Consider the following 17,597-nt stretch of genomic DNA (forward strand, 5'->3'; position numbering starts at 1 on the left):
CAAGGCCGCGCAAGTGCGTCAATCAGTGGCGCCGGCACATCAGATGCCGAGATCCTTCCAAATGGTATCGACGCGTTTCTTCACCTCATCGCTCATCACGATCGGCGTTCCCCATTCGCGATTGGTTTCGCCGGGCCACTTGTTGGTCGCATCGATGCCCATCTTGCTGCCCAGCCCGCTGATGGGCGAGGCGAAGTCCAGGTAATCGATCGGCGTGTTATCGACGAGGACGGTATCGCGTACCGGGTCCACACGCGTGGTGATGGCCCAGATCACTTCCTTCCAGTCGCGGATGTCCACATCCTCATCCACCACCACGATGAACTTGGTGTACATGAACTGGCGCAGGAAACTCCACACCCCGAACATCACCCGCTTGGCGTGACCGGCATAGGACTTCTTCATCTGCACCACCGCCATGCGGTAGCTGCAACCTTCCGGTGGCAGGTAGAAATCGGTGATTTCGGCGAACTGCTTCTGCAGCAGCGGTACGAATACTTCATTCAAGGCCACGCCGAGCACGGCCGGCTCGTCAGGCGGCTTGCCGGTATAGGTGGAGTGATAGATGGCATCGCGTCGCATGGTGATGCGGTCGATGGTGAAGACCGGGAACCAGTCCTGCTCATTGTAGTAACCGGTGTGATCACCATACGGACCTTCCAGCGCGTGCTCGAATCCGGAAGCATGTTTTTCGTCCGGATAGATATGCCCTTCCAGCACGATCTCGGCCGAGGCCGGCACGCGCAACTCGCTGCCCATGGCCTTGACCAGGTCGGTGCGACTGCCGCGCAGGAGACCGGCGAACTGGTACTCCGAGAGGTTATCCGGCACCGGTGTGACTGCTCCTAATATAGTAGCCGGGTCGGCACCCAGGGCAACGGCCACCGGATAGGGTTTTCCGGGGTGCGCGATGCAGTGTTCGCGGAAATCCAGCGCACCACCGCGATGGGCCAGCCAGCGCATGATGACCTTGTTCGGACCCAGCACCTGCTGGCGATAGATGCCCAGATTCTGACGCTTCTTGTGCGGCCCCTTGGTAATGACCAGCCCCCAGGTGATCAGCGGTGCAATATCGCCAGGCCAGCAGTGCTGGATCGGCAGGCGCGACAGGTCCACGTCCTTGCCTTCCCACACCACATCCTGGCACGGTGCCGAGCCGCGCTCCTTGGGCGCCATGTCCCACAACGACTTCACCAGCGTGCCCAGATCCAGCACATCCTTGATACCCTTGGGTGGCTCCGGCTCCTTCAGACGCGCCAGCAGATGGCCGATGCGGCGCAATTCACTGATGCTTTCGGCCCCCATACCGAGTGCGACGCGATGAGGAGTACCGAAAAGATTCGCTAAAACGGGGATATTTTTCTGATCAACCTGCTCAAAAAGGAGCGCCGGACCTTCGGCTCGCAGGGTGCGATCGGCGATTTCGGTCATCTCCAGATGCGAGGAAACCGGGTGCGCGACCCGTTTGAGCTCCCCTTTTTGTTGCAACTGGGAAATAAAGTCACGCAAATCAGTGTATTTCATACTTTTTAACAAATTTCTTTTTGCATCACAGCCGGCTCAACTATCCCCGGCAAACGCTTGATTCTATTGATTTTTGAAGGAAGGCCACGCTGAATATGATACACAAAAGTTATAAAGAACTAATTTCATAGTATTGACTCGATATAAAGTGGCTTCTACAATTCGCCCACTCTAAACCGAAGAGGTGAGCCGTGGGCTCGTAGAGGCTTGAAACAAAACAGTCAAGCCAAGCAAGGTATCCAGGGATCCGGGGTCCCAGCAACTCAAGAAGTGTGTCCAGGGCGTCAGCCCTACCCCCCGAAACATGCCATCCGACGGCAGGGCCAGCAGGCCTCGCGGATGGCCTTGCCGTAACGCCTTGCGACGGTAACGTAATAGATTGCAGCGACGACAGTTCAGCCGTTTGGTCTTCACTTCTTGGCCAGGCGCGCCCTGTTTTTGCCGCAATAATGCAGGAGGTTCAATGTCCAACCAAGCTTCCGAGGCGCCTTTATCAGGCGCCCCGCAGGTGCTTCGCCGCGTGAATTTCCGGAATCTCTCCGGCAACTCGCGCATTGCTCAATTTTTCGGTATCGCCCATCGTGTTCTGACGATACTCGGCATTGCCGCGCTGTTCGTGCTGGGCCTGATGTTCTTCAATCCCGAACTGGCTGACAAGCTGATCAGCATGTCCCCCTTCTCCGATGCCACGGAGGAAGTCCAGCAAGCCGACACCCCGGCCACCCCGGGTCTGGCCGAATTGATGTCGCCCACCGCACCCGTGGCTCCGACCACCGCCCTGGCAGGCGTGATGGCGGCCGATACGGTGCAGCCTGCGCCGATCACTCCGCTGGCAGCACAGAACCTGTCGGCCGAAGATCGCCAGTTGCTGGGCAACCCGCGTCAGCAGAAGCTGGTCACCAACTGGCTGGCCAAGCGCTATCGCGTGGCCAGTGACGCTGCCGACATGCTGGTGTCTGCCGCCTACCTGACGGCCCGTGACATCAAGCTCGATCCGCTGCTGATCCTGTCGGTGATCGCCATCGAATCGCGCTTCAATCCCTTCGCCGAGAGCCCGATGGGCGCGCAGGGACTGATGCAGGTGATGGCCAAGGTGCACCACGACAAGTTCCAGGAGCTGGGCGGCATCAAGGCAGCCCTCAATCCGGTCGCCAACATTCGCGTCGGTTCGCAGATCCTGAAGGAATATGTCACCCGTGGCGGCTCCGTCGAAGCAGGTCTGAAGAGCTACGTCGGCGCGGCCGATATGTCCAACGACGGTGGTTATGGCATCAAGGTATTGTCCGAGTACCAGAACCTGAAGCAGGTCGCGATGGGCAAGAACATCTCCATCTACACCACGGCAACCGTCAAGCTGCCGCCGGCCTCGGGTGTGGCGGCCAGCGCCGAGCAGCCCAAGCCGGCCAACAACAACGTGGCATCGGCTGCCAAGCCAAAGGCGGAAGAACAACTCGCTGCCCTATAAGGGCCAGTGCGTTGCGATTTGGATATTACCGGTATTCAGAACGCAAAAAAGGAGCCCTCGGGCTCCTTTTTTTATGGCCGCTGCCAGGCTCCCGGCTCAGGCGGCCTTTTCCTTTTGACGCTGCGCGAAGAATACGCGCAGACGCGCTACCGCCTCCTGCAGGTTTTCCATCGACGTGGCATAGGACAGGCGGATATAACGACGCGCCGTGAAGGGACCGAAATCCAGGCCAGGCACCAGCACCACGCCGGCTTCGTTGAGCATCTCCAGGCTCAACTGGTCGGCATCATCAGACAACGCGCTGCAGTCGGCATAGACATAGAAGGCGCCGTCCGGCACCACCGGTACGGTGAATCCCAGGCTTTCCAGTGCCGGCACGATGTAGTCGCGACGACGCTTGAATTCGGCCTTGCGCTCTTCATAGATCGCGATGGTTTCCGGCGTGAAGCAGGCCACCGCCGCATGCTGCGCGATCGACGAGGCACAGATCAACAGGTTCTGCGCCAGCTTCTCGATCTGCGGCACCAGCGTCGGCGGCAATACCAGCCAACCCAGGCGCCATCCGGTCATGTTGAAATACTTGGAGAAGCTGTTGATGACCACCACGTCATCGCCCAACGACAGCGCCGAGAACGGCTCGCCCTCGTAGGACAGGCCCTGGTAGATTTCATCGACGATGGTAAAGCCCCCACGCTGCCGGACTTCGCCGACGATGGCACGTAGTTCATCGGGAAGAATCGAGGTCCCGGTGGGGTTGGATGGCGACGCCAGCAGCACGCCCCGGGTAGCCTCGCTCCAGTGCTCACGCACCATCTGGGCCGACAACTGGAAACGGTGTTCCGGGCCGCTGGCAATGAGCCGGGCCTGGCCTTCGAAGGCGGCCACGAAATGGCGATTGCAAGGATAGCTGGGGTCCGGCATCAGCACTTCGCTGCCACGGTCCACCAGCGCCGCACAGGCCAGCAACAGCGCCGCAGAGGCACCCGCGGTGATGACGATACGCTCCGGCGCGATGTCCAGGCCATAGACCTGGCGATAGTGCTGCGAGATCGCCGTGCGCAAGGCCGGCAGGCCGGTCGCCGAGGTGTACTGCATCTTGCCCTCGGCCATGGCGCGGGTCGCCGCCTCCACGACGGCAGGCGGGGCCGTGAAGTCAGGCTCGCCGATGCCCATGTGGATCAGGTGGCGTCCCTGCTGCTCCAGAACGGCCGCCTTCTTGGACAATTCCATCACATGGAAGGGGGCGATGTGCTGCAGACGTGCAGCCAGTTGATTCAGGTTCATGCACTAATTCCCGACAACGAACACACAACAGTGACAAAAGGGGGGCAAAACAGGAGCAAACGCGGGTCGATGAAGGCCAGCCCGCAGGCTCACCACAAAGGCGAGTCCTATCCGGTTCAGCGACGGCGCAACGACGGCGCAACGACGATTCAGCGACGGCCAGCGGCTTCCACTTCAGTAGCACGCGTCTGGGCCGCGAAACGGTCCAGCACGCCGTTGACGTACTTGTGACCATCGATGCCGCCGAAGGACTTGGTCAGCTCGACCGCTTCGTTGATGACCACCTTGTAGGGGATCTCGATGTGGTTCTGCAGCTCGTAGGCACCGATCAGCAGGGCTGCGTGTTCCACCGGCGACAATTCCTTGATGGGACGGTCGATCAGCGGCGAGAGGCCGGCGCGCAGCTTCTCGGCATCGCGGATGGCACCGGTGAGGAGCGCATCGAAATGCTCGGCGTCGGCCTTGTCGAAACCGTGGGCTTCGCGGATGTGGGCTTCGATGGCGCCCGCATGCTCGTGGTTGAGCAGCCACTGGTACAAGCCCTGCAACGCGAATTCGCGGGCGCGGTGACGCGGAGTGCGGTTCTTGTTCGAATTGGCGTGTTGAGATTTGTTCGACATGATGAATGCGGCCGGGGCCTTGAATGACTGAAACTGATGAATGCGAGTGCCGCCCGATGACAGGCGGCGGCACTGCCGTGCCGCCTGCGCTGCAAGCGGCACGGCGGGAGGGACTTATTCTTCTTCGGTGGCCTGGCCGAGTTCTTCCAGGACGATGGACAGGTTGGCCATTTCCACCGCCACACGCGCGGCATCGGCGCCCTTCTCGGCCATGCGGACCTCGGCCTGCTCGTCGTTTTCGGTGGTGAGCACCGCATTGGCGATGGGCAGACCGAAGTCCAGGCCGATGCGGGTGATGCCGGCGCCGGATTCATTGGAGACCAGTTCGAAGTGATAGGTCTCGCCGCGGATGACCGCGCCCAGCGCGATCAGGGCGTCGAACTGTTCGGTCTCGGCCATCTTCTGCAGTGCCAGCGGGATTTCCAGCGCACCCGGCACGGTCACGTGCAGGATATCCTCGTCGGCCACGCCCAGGTGCTTCAGCTCGGCCAGGCAAGCGGCCAGCAGGCCGTGGCAGACGTCTTCATTGAAGCGCGCCTGCACGATGCCGATGCGCAAGCTTTCGCCATTGAAGTCTGGTTCATAGGTTCCGATGGTCATGGCTGTTCCTTCTCGATTGGTTGACTTGCGTAATTGCGTAATGCCGTAAGCGCGTAGTGCGGGTGTGGTCCGGCACCCTGTTCAGGCGCCATCACGGGTCTGGTAGCCCGTGACTTCCAGCTGGAAGCCGGCCATCGACGGCATCTTGCGCGGGCTGGCCAGCAGCTTCATCTTGCACACGCCGATATCCTTGAGGATCTGGGCGCCGATGCCGTAGGTACGCAGGTCCATGCGGTCGGCACGGGTCGGCTTGGCCGCCTCGGGGGTACCGACCTTGTTCAGGGCGCCGAACTGGTCGAACATCTGCTGCGCCGATTCTTCGCAGTTGAGCAGCACGATCACGCCGGACGGCGCTTCCTGCACCGCCTTCATGGCCGAAGCCAGGTTCCACGAGTGAGTGGTCACGCCAGCTTCCAGCAGGTCCAGGATGGATACCGGCTGATGCACGCGCACCAGGGTCTCCTGGCCCGGTTGGATGTCGCCACGCACCAGCGCCAGGTGAGCGCCACCAGAGGGCGTGTCACGATAGGCGATGGCCTTGAACGTACCATGGGCGGTCTGCATCTCGCGCTCGGCCACGCGTTCGATGATGCTCTCGTTACGGCTGCGGTAATGGATCAGGTCGGCGATGGTACCGATCTTCAGTTTGTGCTTCTCGGCAAAATCCAGCAGGTCCGGCAGACGGGCCATGGTGCCGTCTTCCTTCAGGATTTCGCAGATCACCGACGCCGGCGTGAGTCCAGCCATGGCCGTCAGATCGCAACCGGCTTCGGTATGGCCGGCGCGCATGAGCACGCCACCCTTCTGGGCGCGCAAGGGGAAGATATGCCCCGGCTGCACCAGATCGGAGGGCTTGGCGCCCTTGGAGGCGGCCACCTGGATGGTACGCGCGCGGTCGGCGGCGGAGATGCCGGTGGTGACGCCTTCGGCGGCTTCGATGGAAACGGTGAAATTGGTGCCGTAGGCCGTGCCGTTGCGGGTGGCCATGAGCGGCAGGTCGAGCTGATCCACGTGCTCTTCGGTCAGCGTCAGGCAGACCAGGCCACGCGCATGCGTGACCATGAAATTGATGGCTTCGGGCGTCACGAAGTCGGTGGCCAGCACCAGGTCACCTTCGTTTTCACGGTCTTCTTCATCGACCAGGATCACCATGCGACCGGCACGGAGTTCGGCGACGATTTCTTCGGTTGTAGCAAGTGGCATATTCGAGCTCTTTTCCCAATTGGAACCCGCTATTTTAAAGGATTGCGGGCCTCCTCCGTTGCGCAATTACGCGGCCTGTGCGGCCTGGGGACGCTGCAGGGCTTCCAGCAACAGCGCCGGGTCCCCCAGCGCCAGGCGTTTGGAGTCCGACAGGGTCTGGCGGAAGGCGCGCGCGCCGGGCACGCCGGTCAGCAGACCCAGCATGTGGCGGGTGATGCTGTTGAGGCGCAGGCCGCGGCCATTGTCGCCGTGCAGTTCCAGCTGACGCTTGATATACGGCAACATCGCTTCGATCACCTCAGCCCGGCTGGGCTGGAGGCCACCCTCCAGATCGCCGTAGTAGCGGGCATCGAAAGCCGCCATCAGGTAGGGATTGTGATACGCCTCGCGGCCCAGCATGACGCCGTCCACATGCAGGAGATGCTCATCGATCTCGGGCAAGGTCTTGATGCCGCCATTGATGAGGATTTCCAGCTCCGGAAAATCCTTCTTGAGCTGGTAGGCGTAGTGATACTTCAGTGGCGGGATCTCGCGGTTTTCCTTGGGGCTCAGCCCCTTGAGGATGGCATTGCGGGCATGCACGATGAAGGTCTTGCAACCGGCATCGGCAATCTGTCCAACGAAGTCACGCACGAAGTCGTAGGACTCGACCTGATCGATGCCGATGCGATGCTTTACCGTCACATCAATCGACACCGCATCGCGCATGGCCTTGACGCAATCGGCGACCAGCGCCGGCTCGCCCATCAGACAGGCGCCGAACGCCCCCTTCTGCACGCGCTCGGAGGGGCAGCCGCAGTTCAGGTTGATCTCGTCATACCCCCATTGCTCGCCCAGTTTCGCACTGTGCGCCAGGTCGGCCGGCTCGCTGCCACCCAGTTGCAGGGCGACAGGATGCTCCTGCTCATCGAAATCGAGATGGCGCGGCACATCCCCGTGCAGCAGCGCACCGGTGGTCACCATCTCGGTGTAGAGCCAGGTATGGCGCGTGATCTGGCGGTGGAAGACGCGACAGTGGCGGTCGGTCCAGTCCATCATGGGGGCAACCGAAATTGTTCGAGGCGGCAAACTCGGGCTATTTCCAGCACTGACGCGGCTTTCCGCCGCCTTATTGACCACTTCAGACTTCACGATATTTCACGAAAATAAATGGTTTATCATTCGCCATTGGACAAAAATTGGACAAAAAACAGATGGCGACATTCCAGAAAATTGGCAAGCGTTGGCGTGCGAGGATTCGGAGGAAGGGATTTCCCGCGCAGAGCGAGATGTTCGACACAAAGGCGCAGGCACAAGATTGGGCTTCGCGGCAGGAAGCCGACATGCGGGCGCTCAAATTTCAGGACGTCCGTATCATAGCAGACAAGACACTCGGCTCCGCTATTGACCGCTATGTAGAGGAGCAGACCCAGGTTAAACCGTTGGGCAAAAACAAAAAGGCAGTATTGGCAACCTTGAAACGCTACCTCGGCAAGCTGACCATGCCGGAACTGACAGGGGACGCACTAATCGATTACGTAAAGGAACGAAAGGGTGCCGGTGCAGGCGGCGTGACGATTGCCATTGACCTGACATATCTAAGCAGCGTCCTCAGGGCAGCAAGGAACATCTGGCGCTGGCCGGTCAATCTGGATGCAATCGCCCAAGCGCGAGCCTATATGGATCACATCGGCCTGTCGACCAGGTCAAAAGAGCGCACTAGGCGGCCAACGAAGATAGAACTGGGCAACATCAGTACTTGGTTTGCGGTTAAGGTCCGGCAAAAGGTACCCATGTCCGATCTTATTGCATTTGCAGTCGACACAGCCATGCGCTTGAGCGAGATCATCAACCTTAAATGGGCCGACCTGAACGAAGAGGATCGGACCATCATAATCAGAAATCGAAAGCACCCTCGCGCTAAGATTGGGAATGATCAAGAGGTGCCACTCCTAGGCGATGCTTTCGCGATCATCAAGCGACAACCAAAGATGGACAAGGAAGAACGGATTTTCCCCGTCACAGAGGGAACGGTAAGCAGCCTCTTTCCACGTGCTTGCAAATCACTTGGGATCGAAGATTTAAGGTTTCACGACTTAAGGCATGAGGGAGTATCACGCCTCTTCGAGCAGGGTTACAGCATTGAGCAGGTCGCTCTGGTATCTGGGCACAGGGATTGGAAAATGCTCGCGAGATATACGCAGATTCGAGCTAAAGATCTACATCGTAGCCCACCCTTGGGATGATGATGACAGAGCGAATCGTAATTACCCTCAGCAACGCCGCCTCCCCTTGCTTCGCATAGCGTGCGCTCCAACGGATTGTGAGTCAAAAGTGCACGTTGGCAGCGTGCGGCAGAGCCTTATCCGATGCGGGCCACTCGTTGTGCATACAGTGCGCAAATTCGCGGATTTGCACGCACTTGGGCCCAAAATTCCCCCGCAAGAAAGCGAGAACTGTCCTAATTATTTTGACAGAACCTCATCCCCCAGGGCATTAACCTGCAAGGGGGTGTCCGCCGTCAGTCCAGAGCCCCCCCCCCTATTTTCGCAAGAGATTCCTGCGACCAGATCAACAGAGATATTGCCCAACTATCGATGTCAATTTGCAAACTTGATTTAGCGCCGTATAAAATGTCAGCAAATTGAAAGTTTCCGCCGGGGGCGGAATGTAAGCGTTTTGCCACACAACAAGATAAAAGGGGCATATGGACGTATGGGACAAAGTTCGCGCCTTGCTGGGGAATGCTCCATTACAGCTTGGCTCAGCTGACATAATCAGCACTGGCCGTCTGCAATCTACTGATGGCACTCTCGTGGACTATGAGATTCGAGAGGGCTGCAATATCCAGTTAGGTTTTACCTGCGACAAGCTCTGGCGTGATTTCAACGTCAAACTAATGGCATTCATCGACAAGAATGTTGCAGAGGCAGACCGCGAGACTGTTCTCGATCAAATCCAAATCGACGATGATCACTGGGAGTGGATGATCAAAAGTGCGGCGATGAGAACTGATGAGTTTCGGTGGTTTTTCCTCACCGCCAACAATGAGCCTCAAGGCGCTTGCGTGATTCGCCATCCAAAGAAAAGCATCCTAAATACCGGCGATATTTTCTATATTGAGTTCATTGCGACAGCACCTTGGAATCGTGAGAACCCAATGGAAGCTCGTCGCTTCCGTTCGGTCGCAACCCTCCTTATCCGCTGCGCATCCAAATACGCGCACGATGTACTCAAACTCCGCTACGGATTCTCGCTTCAAGCGATTGAGCGCGCTGTCGCGTATTACCAAAAGCTGGGCATGAAACCTCACCCCCCCTCAGACCAACCTCCCCTCTCTTATTATGAGATGGAGGAGCCTGATGCCAAATTACTAGCGGGGCAATGATGAGTGATCTGAAGCCTGACGAATACTTCGATGATTTCCCCCCAAGCGCGCATGGTAGCGTATCGGCAAGAGAGTTCTTTGAAATCTATAAGTCCGCACAGCTACTAGCTCGCCAGCTGCCCAAAATAAAAGGTGCCTCTGAGACCGAAAAGATAAGCATGCTCACGCGTGAGTACAAGTCTGCTTTGCCAGAACAACGTGCATTGTTCAGAAAAGCCAGTGATGCCAAAGACGCACTTGCGATTTACTGGCTAGCCAAATGCCGTGTTCAAGCGAAATCTGCACTAGCGCTACTGCCCGCCAAAAAGCCATTCAAAGAACTGTCGCTTGACGACATGACTCAACTCGCACGGCTAAGTGTAGATGTTGCCACACTGAGAAAGCTGCCCGATTTGCTTTTGGAAAAAGGGATCGTATTGGCTATCGAGCCGTCGATTCCAGGAATGAAAATCGATGGTGCCGCGTTTCGCTTGGAAGATGGGACACCCGTCGTCGCATTAAGTCTTCGTCATGACCGGCTCGATAATTTCTGGTTCACGCTCATGCATGAGCTCGCACATGTCTCATTACATTACGCACGTCTTGCCGAGCCGATTGTGGACGACTTAGACGACGAACCTACCGATCTCTTTGAGAAGCAAGCAGATCGACGAGCTTCAGATGCGCTCATTTCACGTCATGATTGGGCCGGCAGTGATTTACGCTACGGTCGCGTTGATGAGGGCGACATTGTGGCTGCAGCAAAGAAGTTCGGTGTGCATCCTGCCATTGTGGCAGGCCGCCTACAGCGGGCGCTAGGAAATTACTCTTTGTTTCGTGATCTTGTTTCCGCAGTCAGCATAAGAGAGGTATATCTCCGTGAAGAATAATTATGTTCCTTTTCTCAAACTCAAAGACAGCGAAGTTGGTGCGCTCAAGGTCCTCGATCTGGCGATCCTAAAGCGGATCACCCCATTTTTTGATATCCCGAAAGAGAAAAAAGAAGCTCCAGCCAAATTAGAAGCCAAAATTCTCAGGGCGGCAAAATCCACAAGTACGCATCTCGATTCTCTTTCGGAGTTTTACCTGGACAACTTGGACGTCTCAAGTGACATACTGATCAATGGGCGAGATAGCTATTATCATGTCATTGAAGCTTTCAAAGACACACGATTTATTCCGGTCATCGGCATTGACCGTAAAAGAGAACATAATCAAGCTGTGTTCATAGGGAAGCGCAATAGTCTAATAAAATCGTCTGGCGTTGCTCTTCGCATCCAACCAGAAGATTTTGAGGATTACGATCTTGTCTCTGCCGATATCGAGGCGCTATTTGATGAAGGAAAAAACCTCTTCACGGAATGGGATCTTGTCCTCGATAACCGCTTATGCGCTGGAATTGATACAGACGAACGTGCCGATCAACTGATAAAGTTCATCAAAGAGGCATTGAATTTCTATCACCTTAGGAAGGTGATTGTTACGGGCTCGTCAATCCCTGCATCTATTGCAGAAGTCCTAAAGACAGATTCCACCGTAGAACATCGACGAACCGAATTGCAGATATATTCCAAAATCGCGGCGGAAATAAAACATCCATCTCTACACCTGGGCGACTACACAATCGTTAGCCCCTATTACTCCGAAGTGAACATCCCAGGCGAATCCATGCGTAACGTTATGGCACCGCGGATTATCTATACATATGCGGGAGTTCATCACATTACGCGCGGCATCCCCTTAGCAAAACATGAGGCCGGCAATCGTCAATACGATGAAATGGCAGCTATTTTAGTCGCACGTCCTTTCTTCAGACATGCGACCTATTCATTTGGAGAAGTGTATTTAATAGAGAAGAGTCTATCTATCGGAAAACAGGTAACGCCCTCAAGCATACTGAAACCCACCATTAGCACGCACATAACGTACATGAGTCTAGACTATCCAATTTAGCGGTGGTTCTTGCCGCCAATTTCTCACCGATGTTCTTCATCAGTGATTCTTGGCTCAGCTTGGCCGCAATAAGCTCGCTCAAACTTGCACGGCTCATACGAGCCGTTTTTTGTTGCGTAAGAGGCACAGCGACCTCCGCCAATTCAGAGCGCCAAAGTGTCAATAATGCCAGCTGTTTATCAAAAAGCTTATTTCGCATAGAAGCACGGATATGTTTTATTTTTACTCCACGCTTCGTTGGATACGCCAACAAGATTCCCCAGTGGACAGGGGCTAGACGCAGCGCCCGCTCCAAATGGTTCTCAGTAGTAACAAGAGACACTTTAGGGAAAACCAAATCGTAGTACTTTCCCTGTTCCAGGATTCGATTGATGTTATCTGTCGCCCCCTTGATCTCGTAACAATGGGCTTCGGAGTGAATTGACACGACATCTGCTATGGCGTCGCCGCGATGGACATGCAACTCTTCAATAATGGCCCGGGGACGTGTTCCAGAAATTTTCTGAATCAGCGCCTGCCGAATGGTCTTGTCATCCAAGCAAGGCTGCGCTTGCTGTACATCTTCGCTAAATTTGACGGCAAGAGTCATGATCGAGGTATGAGCTAGGGGTTCGAGTTTCGCTTTTCCGAATTATCCCAAAAAAAATGGAAACTCAAACAGCGAATACGATTTGTCATTCCTCGAAAAGGGAGCCGGAAACATGACCCACCGCTCCGATTCATAGAGAGCCCATGTTCTCGAACATGGGCTCATTTTCGGTCCATGAGAGACTTCAAGCACTCGCTGGTAAAAATGGGCCTCCACCTGGTAGAAATGCCTTCTGGGTGCGTCAAAACGCGTCAGATTTGATACCCGTCCTTCGGTGTGTAAGACCAAGCTGGGCCGGGCTTTGGACCCTAACGCAAATTGAGTCAAAACCGACCTATGTAGCGGGCAGGCGCGGGGTGGGGGCAACCGCGCGCGCCGGGCTAAAAAAGACAAAATAATTGCATTTATTACAATTACTCCAAGCTTCCTCCTGCCATCCACGCGCAGCCTCTGAAGGCATAGGAACCATCAGGGCGGCGTTCCCGCGCGTTAGGAAAATTTCTGTTTCCGCCCGTCAGAGCGGGGGTAGCAGTGCGCCATGTGCAAGCTAGCGAGGAAATGATGAGCCGCTCGTTCATCACCATTGAAGACAAGCCTTACCATTATTGGCCAGAGGGCTAATGCAGCGTTAGGCAACTGATCTATGCCGCCTCTTGAGGGCACGCGATGGTTGGGAAGTGCTTGCGCGGATCATCAATTGTCATATGCGGGAATTTCTGTACGGGCATGTGTCGCGCGGTGGCAAGTCGAAGGAGGTAGAGTCTGCGTTGAAGCAAGCGCCGAGTGCGAGTTATCGCCAGGAATTTGAACCATTCAATTTCCCCGATCAGTCGGGAGGTAACCCGTAATGGTTGATCCTCTTGTTATTGGGCATCTGCCGCCGATAGGGCAGCTTGGCCTCGATCGCATCGAACTAAACCTTGTGATCTGTTAGAACGTCGCCATCTGGCCTGGCTCTTCGCCAATAAATGGAAAGAGGGAGTTTGCGAGAAAATCAAAAAGCTGCTTTATCTGAGCGAGGGAATTGACCGAACCCACTCTCCAATTACCTTGTTCAAAATTAAGGACTTGGCATGGCCGCTATTTTCTGGATTCAACTTCAGAAGATTAGGTAGTTCCACAAAATCCAATACCCTTCCTATGGAATCAAACTTGAAGCTTGTCAGTGTTCTTTGAGCCCCGTCCGGTTCAACAAACAGAAACCGATATTGTCCTGCATAACGAATACGTCCCCCTATCCTTGTACGGCCGAAGGAAAATCTAACATTAATCATGCCGAAGTATCCTTTCATTATCAGGTCATATTTTTCGGTGCCAGGTAAAAACACAATTTCCCCAAACGATAAGTCCGAGAACGGGGCACTTAAAATTTGATGGATCTTTAAGGCGGCGGCCTCCACCTCTGATTGAGTGATTCTGGCTTTAACAATTTCTGTATCGGCTAGCATTCCTTCCCATTCATAGAATTAAAGATGAAACATTGACGTCGATGGTAAGACGCAACGAAGATCCTATAAAACTTGGATTATTTGTCAAAGCACGTATACGGGAAAAGACGATTTGTCTCGTCTCTAACAACTGCATAGCACTCGCAGCAAAGCTCTTCCAATCTCTGTCGTTTAAGTACGGTCAAATGTCCTCTGCTGTATTCGATCACACCATCTTTTTGTAGTTTTCCGGCCGCTTCGGTTACGCCTTCCCGTCGTACCCCCAACATATTGGCAATAAGCTCTTGCGTCATGATCAGTTGATTTCCCGAGAGACGGTCCAGTGAAAGCAGTAACCATCGACACAACTGCTGATCAATGGAGTGGTGTCGATTGCAAACTGCAGTCTGGGCCATCTGGGTCAAAAGTGCCTGACTGTAACGCAACATGAGATGAAGAAATTGAATGTTCTGGTGAAATTCTTCCTTGAATCTCCTAGCGGACAGGCGATAGGCCCCGCCGCCGCTTTGTACGACCGCTCTGCTAGGGGTACTTTCTCCTCCCATCAATATGGCGATACCCACAAAGCCGTCATTGCCCACCACAGAAATCTCCGCAGAGGCACCATTTTCCATGACATAAAGCAAGGACACTATCGAGTCAGTGGGAAAGTAGACATGCTGGAGCTTATCCCCCGACTCATACAGAACTGTGGCTAAGGGAAGGGAGACCCACTCCAGTTGGGGCTGGATGCGTTGGAATACATCTGGAGTTAGAGCTGCCAGCAAACGGTTCTTTTGAGGTAATTCCGAGCTGGGCATAGGAAATTCAGTCAGTTTAGGGATCATTGGAGCTCTTATACCCTAGAGCAGTACGAACAGAAGAATTTCTATATGTTCTATATCGAACATTGTGGGGCGTTTAGCAAAACAGGTTGCCAAGACGATAGCTGCAAACGCCGTCGAGTTTGATTGTATGTAGCCAACTCACACCTTGCGAACCGAAATTGCCCTGACAAAAGATTCACATCTATTAATCCCATATGCAATGGCGAGAGCTTCTGTTCTGGAATAATTCTCTTCGAGAACCTGCGAGTAAAGCGTCTCATAATCTTTGATTATCTGCATCCGATTTAATGACCATCCCCTCGCATTTTTAGAGTATCGAAGTTGAAAGAGAAAATTCGAATCACTTCGGGACGTTTCATAAAATGGCATCAGTATCTCCATCTGGCAAGCAGAAGGGAAAAATAGCCCTCTGAGCAGAGATGCTTTTGGGGGTGGGCTCAGAGGGCTTAAGTCCAGTTTTCACTGGAGGGGGGGGCATCGCAGCTAGTGCGACATTTGAAATGTAGCTGACAAAAATTACTCTTACTGTTCGTTACCGAACATATAGAATTTCTTAATAATTTAGATTTTATTTTTCTCTGTATGAGACCGCACAGACTGGGCAGATAGGCTGCGGCATATTCGATAAAAATGCACATCGCTGCTCGAGCGTGGAGCTGTGTCGTGACATTTAAAGCTCTTTGAGGCGCAATTCAAGAACGAATGAAATGCTAATCATTCGTAAATATTTTAGTTTCGATCATCCGGGCTAAACTCTAAGCATTCCTTCAAGACATTGTTCGCCTTCACATCCTGTCGGAGGAAATCATGGGAATTATGTTGATCAAAGCTAAACCGGATCCTAAATCATCTGACGTCGACTTACGTTTTTACTTTGATTATCCGCCGCATCATGAAGCTGGCTTCGTTTTGCTTAAAACGGGCTCTCATATGTGCCTAGAAGTGACGAGCGGCCTCGGCAGCGCACGTTTGATAGGTGAATTTCGTATTTGCTTCGTGCCGTCAGAGGAGAATCTTAGGATTCAAATTTGCCGCCAGGCTATTGCACAATTTATACGTGACATTGCGTCAAGTCATGGTCAGCTAGTGGCGAACTTCGATGAAAAATCCGCAGTGTGGAATGGGGATCTATACCCTGTTTCAAAAAAATGCAGCGACTCTCTGCCGGCGAAAAATAGCCTGTGACCTTGGCTTGGTCAATCTTCAGTCCACCATATCCCTCACGCCAACGAAAGTATGATTACTCCGTAACGCCGCTTGATTTTTACCAGCGGCTGCTTCGATAAGTTGGGGCCTGGATTAACTAGGGGGCTGCTGACGCCAATTTGGCGGGTTGAAATTTATTCTAGGGCACCAACGGACCTCATAATTCCGATCTCTGCTGCACAAGCATATCGATTACTGGAATAGTTGATATGACCAGCTTTGTACGCCGTACTCAGAATGAATAGAATCCACCGCATTTTTTAGGCGCTCATAGGAAAGCTCGGCTTCGGTTGCTGATGCGTTCTTTGGGGCAGGATACTCAAATATAACTTCTGGCCTTAGAGATGTGGTTAATTCCGCAATCACTTGTTCAGCATCAATAACGTCACTGGTGAACTCCAAAATTGATACATAGGGTTCATGGTATAGCTTGTATTTAACAATGCATCGCATCTATTCCTTGTTTTTCTGATTAGCGATCATCCTAATATGTCGCCTGTAATTGAAAATACCCTTCGCTCAGGACTCGGGGGTAGTGAAAATTGATAACAACTAGATAGCCTATTAATGACTAGGTAGTTGTAAGTGCGGAGTAAAAGATTTTCACAAGAGAACTCTCTCGCGTGCAACTAATCCAAAAAATTCTTCTTGATCTCGATTCTTGGGGATCGATATCTGACCATAGATTTTTAAGTTACAGAAAGCCGATCGATAACATTGCATACTCCAGGCGTTCCCCAAACTGCATTAGTGACCAGGTCTCGTTCCGCCAAATTATGTACAGACCCTGTTAACACTACCTCCGATCCACTAACATCGACAGAAATAGCTTTTGCTTCATCATGAGCACGTCGTTTTAGAGTGGCTTCTATTTCATGCTTGAGGGATGCTACCGATACCGCTTCCCTGATTCGAATGTGACTAATGACGCCTACAACTCCCATAAGATCCCGTACTGCAGAAACTGCTCCGCGCCGCTCAAAATCCCATCTAACCTCTCCAGTTAAAGTAATCCAACCGTGCTCAACCAATACCTGAAGGTTGTCATAGGGCACATAAGTAGACCACGAAAGCACATTAGACGCCGTACGTGCAATATCGGCGTCTTCACGGTGACTGGAAAGAGGTAGCTTTACGGCTATTGCAATGGCGACACCCTTAACACCTATAACCCGCTGTGCAGCGCGCTCTGCTGCTACCTTTTCAGAGTGGCTCCCAACATGACCGAAAAGAGTCACGATGCCAGTTGAAACCTCGACTCCTATATCGGTTGCGATAACAGAGGGATCCCACTTCAGTTCTTCGTATACGGCCTCCTGAATTTGCGCATCGGATTTCATAAGATCTCCTTTTGAAATATGAACATTGATTCTGGTCTCTAGCCTTAAGGATTTCTGTTCGTTATCGAACAGACTCTAGATGCGTAGGAATTTAAATTGGAACGGTGTCGATTTGTGGAATAGCCCCTTGAATCTCAGGACACGAAGACTCTCTTAAAATAGAGGATAGTCTTATGACCAGTTTTACGACTA

General features: G+C 53.8%; 16 protein-coding genes. 6 read left to right on the plus strand and 10 right to left on the minus strand.

Features of this window, described 5'->3' with window-relative positions; all coding sequences use genetic code 11:
• Window positions 1–39: 39 nt before the first annotated feature.
• The gene (gene ubiD / locus BTM36_RS19555) at window positions 40–1,524 is read right to left on the minus strand and encodes a 4-hydroxy-3-polyprenylbenzoate decarboxylase (RefSeq protein WP_006464646.1); all 1,485 of its coding nucleotides are present in this window, start codon (window positions 1,522–1,524) and stop codon (window positions 40–42) included.
• Window positions 1,525–1,987: 463 nt separating this feature from the next.
• On the opposite strand from ubiD, the gene BTM36_RS19560 reads away from it, so the two are divergent.
• A complete protein-coding gene (locus BTM36_RS19560) occupies window positions 1,988–2,989 on the plus strand; it encodes a transglycosylase SLT domain-containing protein (protein WP_077237602.1) in 1,002 nt (333 codons plus the stop codon).
• A gap of 96 nt (window positions 2,990–3,085) precedes the next feature.
• Here the strand turns inward: BTM36_RS19560 and BTM36_RS19565 are convergent, their stop codons facing one another.
• The 5 genes from BTM36_RS19565 to dusA all read right to left on the minus strand — a co-directional run bounded on the left by BTM36_RS19565 (window position 3,086) and on the right by dusA (window position 7,764).
• On the minus strand, window positions 3,086–4,273 hold the full coding sequence (locus tag BTM36_RS19565) for a pyridoxal phosphate-dependent aminotransferase (protein WP_006465463.1): 1,188 nt from the start codon (window positions 4,271–4,273) through the stop codon (window positions 3,086–3,088).
• Between the two features lie 149 nt (window positions 4,274–4,422).
• Window positions 4,423–4,893 carry a transcription antitermination factor NusB gene (gene nusB / locus BTM36_RS19570; protein WP_039877107.1) on the minus strand — a complete coding sequence of 157 codons (471 nt, stop codon included), beginning with the start codon at window positions 4,891–4,893 and terminating at the stop codon, window positions 4,423–4,425.
• A gap of 114 nt (window positions 4,894–5,007) precedes the next feature.
• Window positions 5,008–5,493: a 6,7-dimethyl-8-ribityllumazine synthase gene (gene ribH / locus BTM36_RS19575; protein ID WP_006465461.1), complete on the minus strand. Its 486-nt coding sequence runs from the start codon at window positions 5,491–5,493 to the stop codon at window positions 5,008–5,010.
• 81 nt (window positions 5,494–5,574) lie between these two features.
• The gene (gene ribBA, locus BTM36_RS19580) at window positions 5,575–6,696 is read right to left on the minus strand and encodes a bifunctional 3,4-dihydroxy-2-butanone-4-phosphate synthase/GTP cyclohydrolase II (RefSeq protein WP_077237603.1); all 1,122 of its coding nucleotides are present in this window, start codon (window positions 6,694–6,696) and stop codon (window positions 5,575–5,577) included.
• Between the two features lie 66 nt (window positions 6,697–6,762).
• Window positions 6,763–7,764, minus strand: coding sequence for a tRNA dihydrouridine(20/20a) synthase DusA (gene dusA, locus BTM36_RS19585; RefSeq protein WP_139347206.1), 1,002 nt, complete (start codon window positions 7,762–7,764; stop codon window positions 6,763–6,765).
• Between the two features lie 200 nt (window positions 7,765–7,964).
• Between dusA and BTM36_RS19590 the strand changes: the two genes are divergently transcribed.
• From BTM36_RS19590 to BTM36_RS19605, 4 genes are all read left to right on the plus strand, one after another.
• Window positions 7,965–8,921, plus strand: a complete 957-nt coding sequence (locus BTM36_RS19590; RefSeq protein WP_254427045.1) for a site-specific integrase — start codon at window positions 7,965–7,967, stop codon at window positions 8,919–8,921.
• A gap of 461 nt (window positions 8,922–9,382) precedes the next feature.
• Complete coding sequence (locus BTM36_RS19595) at window positions 9,383–10,063, plus strand: hypothetical protein (RefSeq protein ID WP_077237605.1); 681 nt, start codon at window positions 9,383–9,385, stop codon at window positions 10,061–10,063.
• Window positions 10,060–10,932, plus strand: coding sequence for an ImmA/IrrE family metallo-endopeptidase (locus BTM36_RS19600; RefSeq protein WP_077237606.1), 873 nt, complete (start codon window positions 10,060–10,062; stop codon window positions 10,930–10,932). Before BTM36_RS19595 ends, BTM36_RS19600 begins: the two co-directional genes overlap by 4 nt.
• Window positions 10,922–11,995: a beta family protein gene (locus BTM36_RS19605; protein WP_168189808.1), complete on the plus strand. Its 1,074-nt coding sequence runs from the start codon at window positions 10,922–10,924 to the stop codon at window positions 11,993–11,995. Before BTM36_RS19600 ends, BTM36_RS19605 begins: the two co-directional genes overlap by 11 nt.
• Here the strand turns inward: BTM36_RS19605 and BTM36_RS27955 are convergent.
• From BTM36_RS27955 to BTM36_RS19615, 3 genes are all read right to left on the minus strand, one after another.
• Entirely contained in the window at window positions 11,952–12,584 is a 633-nt protein-coding gene (locus BTM36_RS27955; RefSeq protein ID WP_139347207.1) for a sce7726 family protein, read from the minus strand. The genes BTM36_RS19605 and BTM36_RS27955 overlap by 44 nt on opposite strands.
• Window positions 12,585–13,591: 1,007 nt before the next feature.
• Entirely contained in the window at window positions 13,592–14,032 is a 441-nt protein-coding gene (locus tag BTM36_RS19610) for a hypothetical protein (RefSeq protein WP_039784351.1), read from the minus strand.
• Between the two features lie 77 nt (window positions 14,033–14,109).
• Window positions 14,110–14,832, minus strand: a complete 723-nt coding sequence (locus BTM36_RS19615) for a Crp/Fnr family transcriptional regulator (RefSeq protein WP_077237608.1) — start codon at window positions 14,830–14,832, stop codon at window positions 14,110–14,112.
• Window positions 14,833–15,666: 834 nt separating this feature from the next.
• Here BTM36_RS19615 and BTM36_RS27960 point away from each other — a divergent pair.
• Window positions 15,667–16,044, plus strand: coding sequence for a hypothetical protein (locus tag BTM36_RS27960; protein WP_139347208.1), 378 nt, complete (start codon window positions 15,667–15,669; stop codon window positions 16,042–16,044).
• A 710-nt stretch (window positions 16,045–16,754) separates the two neighbouring features.
• On the opposite strand, the gene BTM36_RS19620 is transcribed toward BTM36_RS27960, so the two are convergent.
• Window positions 16,755–17,405, minus strand: coding sequence for a BON domain-containing protein (locus BTM36_RS19620; RefSeq protein WP_006465453.1), 651 nt, complete (start codon window positions 17,403–17,405; stop codon window positions 16,755–16,757).
• Window positions 17,406–17,597: the final 192 nt, after the last annotated feature.

The organism is Herbaspirillum sp. VT-16-41 (assembly GCF_001994935.1).
GTDB classification, from domain to species: Bacteria; Pseudomonadota; Gammaproteobacteria; order Burkholderiales; family Burkholderiaceae_D; genus Herbaspirillum; species Herbaspirillum frisingense.